The 3,739-nt window shown below is 68.3% G+C and carries 5 protein-coding genes; 2 read left to right on the plus strand and 3 right to left on the minus strand.

The genetic code is table 11. The features are described from left to right. Window positions 1-34: 34 nt before the first annotated feature. Window positions 35-424, minus strand: coding sequence for a host attachment family protein (locus tag K0M70_RS10410; RefSeq protein ID WP_290781801.1), 390 nt, complete (start codon window positions 422-424; stop codon window positions 35-37). 183 nt (window positions 425-607) lie between these two features. On the opposite strand from K0M70_RS10410, the gene K0M70_RS10415 reads away from it, so the two are divergent. Further along, window positions 608-982, plus strand: a complete 375-nt coding sequence (locus K0M70_RS10415; protein WP_290781802.1) for a carboxypeptidase-like regulatory domain-containing protein — start codon at window positions 608-610, stop codon at window positions 980-982. Between the two features lie 26 nt (window positions 983-1,008). On the opposite strand, the gene K0M70_RS10420 is transcribed toward K0M70_RS10415, so the two are convergent. Then, complete coding sequence (locus K0M70_RS10420; RefSeq protein WP_290781803.1) at window positions 1,009-1,434, minus strand: organic hydroperoxide resistance protein; 426 nt, start codon at window positions 1,432-1,434, stop codon at window positions 1,009-1,011. 44 nt (window positions 1,435-1,478) lie between these two features. Further along, entirely contained in the window at window positions 1,479-1,940 is a 462-nt protein-coding gene (locus K0M70_RS10425; protein ID WP_290781804.1) for a MarR family transcriptional regulator, read from the minus strand. Between the two features lie 125 nt (window positions 1,941-2,065). On the opposite strand from K0M70_RS10425, the gene K0M70_RS10430 reads away from it, so the two are divergent. After that, on the plus strand, window positions 2,066-3,610 hold the full coding sequence (locus K0M70_RS10430; protein ID WP_290781805.1) for an SDR family oxidoreductase: 1,545 nt from the start codon (window positions 2,066-2,068) through the stop codon (window positions 3,608-3,610). The last annotated feature ends 129 nt before the right edge of the window (window positions 3,611-3,739 follow it).

The following is a 3,739-nucleotide window of genomic DNA, read 5'->3' on the forward strand; positions in this document are numbered from 1 at the left end:
CGCAGGACGCGGCCCCCTTTTTTGTTTCAGCCGGTCAGGCCAGCGAGCGCTGGATATCTTCCAGCGGAGCATTGGTCATGGTCTTGCCCAGCTCACGCAACAGCCGCGACTGGGTTTCTTTGTGCAGCAGGGGGCGGATGCGGCCCAGCGACTGCGGGTCGGCGATCAGCACCAAGTGCGCGAACTGGTTCTTGAGCGCGGCGGCATTGAGGCGATGGGCCAGCTGGTGTGAAAAGGCCGCTTCGCCCAGGTCGGCGTCGGACTGTTCCTTCGGCACCTTGCCCGGGCCGCCGTCGGCGTCGTCCTGGGACAGCAGGTCGTCCTGGCGCAGGGTCAGCTTCTTTTCGTCGCCGATGTTGGTGAACACGCGTGCACCTGCACCGTCTGCAACCACGATCCATGTTCCGGTGGGGATGTTGTCCATTTGCTGGCTCCTTTGGCGATGCGCCGATTGGCGCAATGGGAACCACTGTAGGCGCCACCGCATTAACCGCAGGACACCTGCAGCCCGCAGGCGGTGATCGTGCAGAACGCCTGAACCGTCCCGTGGGCGAGACGCGCCCGGGCAAGACTTTCCTTTCGCCCGGCGGAGTGCTGCAATCGCCGCATGTCCAACGCCCTGGTCGTCGCCCTCTTCCTGTTCGCCATCGCCATGGCGGCGTGGCGCCGGCACCATCAGCGCACGGTGGTCAGCGGCGTGGTGGTGGACTCGGCCTCGGGCCGCCCGCTGCCCGGGCTGCGGGTGGAGCTGCACCCGGGCCGGGGGCCCGAGGAGTTTGTGGCGGTGCCCACCGACACGCCGCTGGAGGTGGTGACGTCCGACCACGAAGGCCGCTTCCGGTTCGGGCCGGTCAGCCCGCGCGCGGAGTTCATCCTGGCCACGCGGGCGGGCCCGGGCGTGGTGGCGGGCGGCGGCTATTTGCGCCTGGGTCGGGGCGGCCGCCGCCAGAAGCTGCGCCTGGGGCACATTCCCCGGGCCTGAGCCCGGTCTGCGCCGCCCCGCAGGCGTCAGACGATGGTCAGGGTGACGTCGACGTTGCCACGCGTGGCGTTGGAGTACGGGCAGACCTTGTGCGCCGCTTCCACCAGCTGCTCCGCCTGCGCGCGATCAAGCCCGGGGATCGACACTTTCAGCTCGACTTCGATGCCAAAGCCGGCCGGGATCGGACCGATGCCTACGACGCCGGTGATCGACGTTTCGGCAGGCAGGGCGATGTTCGCCTTGCCGGCGACAACCTTCAGGGCGCCGATGAAGCAGGCCGAATAGCCGGCGGCGAACATCTGCTCGGGATTGGTGCCGGCGCCGCCGGCGCCGCCGAGTTCGCGCGGGGTGCTGAGCGTGAGGTCAATGGCGCCGTCGGCCGAGGTGGCGCGGCCGTCGCGGCCACCGGTGGCGGTGGCGGTGGCGCGGTAGAGGACTTTTTCGAGCGACATGGTGGATCTCCTGTGGCAGGGGGGTTGTGGCGGGGACGCGCGCTTCATGCCTGCGCAAGCAGGTTGGCGCGCAGGGTTTCGAGCTGGGTCTTGGTGGCAAGCAGTTCATCGGCGTTGCAGCCCGTTGCGCAGAAGATGCCGTGCTGCAGCTTGGGCACCTTGGCCTTCAGGGCGCGGCCCGCGGGCGACAGCGCAATCACCACCTGGCGTTCGTCCCGGCGCGCGCGGGTGCGTGTGACCAGGCCGGCCGTTTCAAGCCGCTTCAGCAGCGGCGTCAAGGTGGCCGAATCCAGGAACAGGCGCTCGCCGATTTCGGACACCGTCAGGTCGTCGCCGGCCCACAGCACCAGCATCACCAGGTACTGCGGGTAGGTCAGGCCCAGCGCCGCCAGCGGCTTGCGGTAGGCCTTGGCCATCGCCAGCCCGGTCGAATACAGCGCGAAACAGAGCTGGTCGTCCAGCAGTCTCAGCGCCGGGGCGTTGGCGGGGGTGCGGGGGCTTGTCATGCCGGCAGAGTATATAGTGCACTATTAAATAGCAAGCGACAGAAATTCGCCCGGAATCGCCCCGCTGCCCCGTGTCTGGGACAATGGCCGCCTGCGGCCCTGACCGCGTCCAAAGACCCCGACCCATGTCCAATCCCCCTTCCGACGCCGGCAGCGGCGCCGACTCGCTGCTCGAACGCCTGCGTGCCGCCGCCGAGCTTCTGGAAACCGTGGCCGCCGACAAGGCGCTGCTCGACACCCTGCCCGTGGAGGACAGCAAGCGCCTGAAGGCCGCCGTGCACCGCTTCCACAACCCCGACCCCATCCACCACCGCAAGCTGCGCCGCGAGCGCAGGCGTGAACAGGTCGCGCACAAGAACCAGCAGGACGACGCGGTGCTCAACGCCACCGGCATCCGCGAGCTGCGACGCAAGCCGGTATTCACCACGCCCAACTATTTCCCGCCGTCCCAGGCGCCGGTGGACCAGATCACCGACGAGCCCGCGCGCGAGTCCATTGAGCTGCAGCACTGCTACGTGTGCAAGGAAAAGTACCGGCGCATCCACCACTTCTACGACCAGATGTGCCCGGCCTGCGGCGAGTTCAATTTCCACAAGCGCACCGAAACCGCCGACCTCACCGGGCGCGTGGCGCTGCTGACCGGCGGCCGCGTCAAGATCGGCTACCAGGCCGGCCTGAAGCTGCTGCGCGCCGGCGCGTCGCTGATCGTCACCACGCGCTTCCCGCGCGACTCGGCCGCGCGCTATGCGGAAGAGCCTGACTTCGGCGAGTGGGGTCACCGCCTGGAAGTGTTCGGCCTGGACCTGCGCCACACGCCCAGCGTGGAAGCCTTCTGCCAGCAGCTGGTGGAAACGCGCGACCGGCTGGACTTCATCGTCAACAACGCCTGCCAGACGGTGCGCCGTCCGCCGGAGTTCTATTCGCACATGATGGCCGGTGAAACCGCCGCCCACGGCGACATGCCCGAGCACGTGCGCAAGCTGCTGGGCAGCTACGAAGGCGTGCGCGCCGGCGACATCCTGCCGGGTGGACAGACCCTGGTGAGCGGCCTCGCCGCGCCCGGCATCACGCGCGCGGCGGAGCTGTCGCAGGTGCCGCTGCTGGCCGAGGAGCTGCTGGGCCAGAAGCACCTGTTCCCGGAAGGTCGCCTGGACCAGGACCTGCAGCAGGTGGATCTGCGCGGCCGCAACTCCTGGCGCCTGCTGCTGCACGAAGTGCCGGCGGTGGAACTGCTGGAGGTTCAGCTGGTGAACGCCGTGGCGCCCTTCATCATCAACGCGCGCCTGAAGCCGCTGATGCTGCGCACGCCCGAGCGCGACAAGCACATCGTCAACGTGTCGGCGATGGAGGGTCAGTTCTACCGCAACTTCAAGACCACGCGCCACCCGCACACCAACATGGCCAAGGCCGCGCTGAACATGATGACGCGCACTTCGGCCGCCGATTACCACGGCGACGGCATCCACATGAACGCCGTGGACACCGGCTGGATCACCGACGAAGACCCGGTGGAGATCGCGGCGCGCAAGACCAAGGAAGAGCGCTTCCATCCGCCGCTGGACATCGTCGACGGCGCCGCGCGCATCGTCGACCCGATCATCGACGGCTTCAACACCGGTCATCACGCCTGGGGCCAGTTCCTCAAGGACTACCGCCCCACCGATTGGTGACGCCACCCGCCCCTGTGGGAGGGACTTCAGTCCCGATGCCGGACGTCATCCGTACCGGCGCTTCACGGCGGCTATCGAGCCGGCAACCAGCTGCTCGAGCACCGCGACATCCAGGTCGGCCAGCTGCTT

The organism is Arenimonas sp. (assembly GCF_019459675.1).
Lineage (GTDB): Bacteria > Pseudomonadota > Gammaproteobacteria > Xanthomonadales > Xanthomonadaceae > Arenimonas.

Coding starts and splice junctions, on each gene's coding strand:
- K0M70_RS10410 (WP_290781801.1), bottom strand. CDS start 424: ATGGACAACATCCCCACCGGAACATGGATCGTGGTTGCAGACGGTGCA.
- K0M70_RS10415 (WP_290781802.1), top strand. CDS start 608: ATGTCCAACGCCCTGGTCGTCGCCCTCTTCCTGTTCGCCATCGCCATG.
- K0M70_RS10420 (WP_290781803.1), bottom strand. CDS start 1,434: ATGTCGCTCGAAAAAGTCCTCTACCGCGCCACCGCCACCGCCACCGGT.
- K0M70_RS10425 (WP_290781804.1), bottom strand. CDS start 1,940: ATGACAAGCCCCCGCACCCCCGCCAACGCCCCGGCGCTGAGACTGCTG.
- K0M70_RS10430 (WP_290781805.1), top strand. CDS start 2,066: ATGTCCAATCCCCCTTCCGACGCCGGCAGCGGCGCCGACTCGCTGCTC.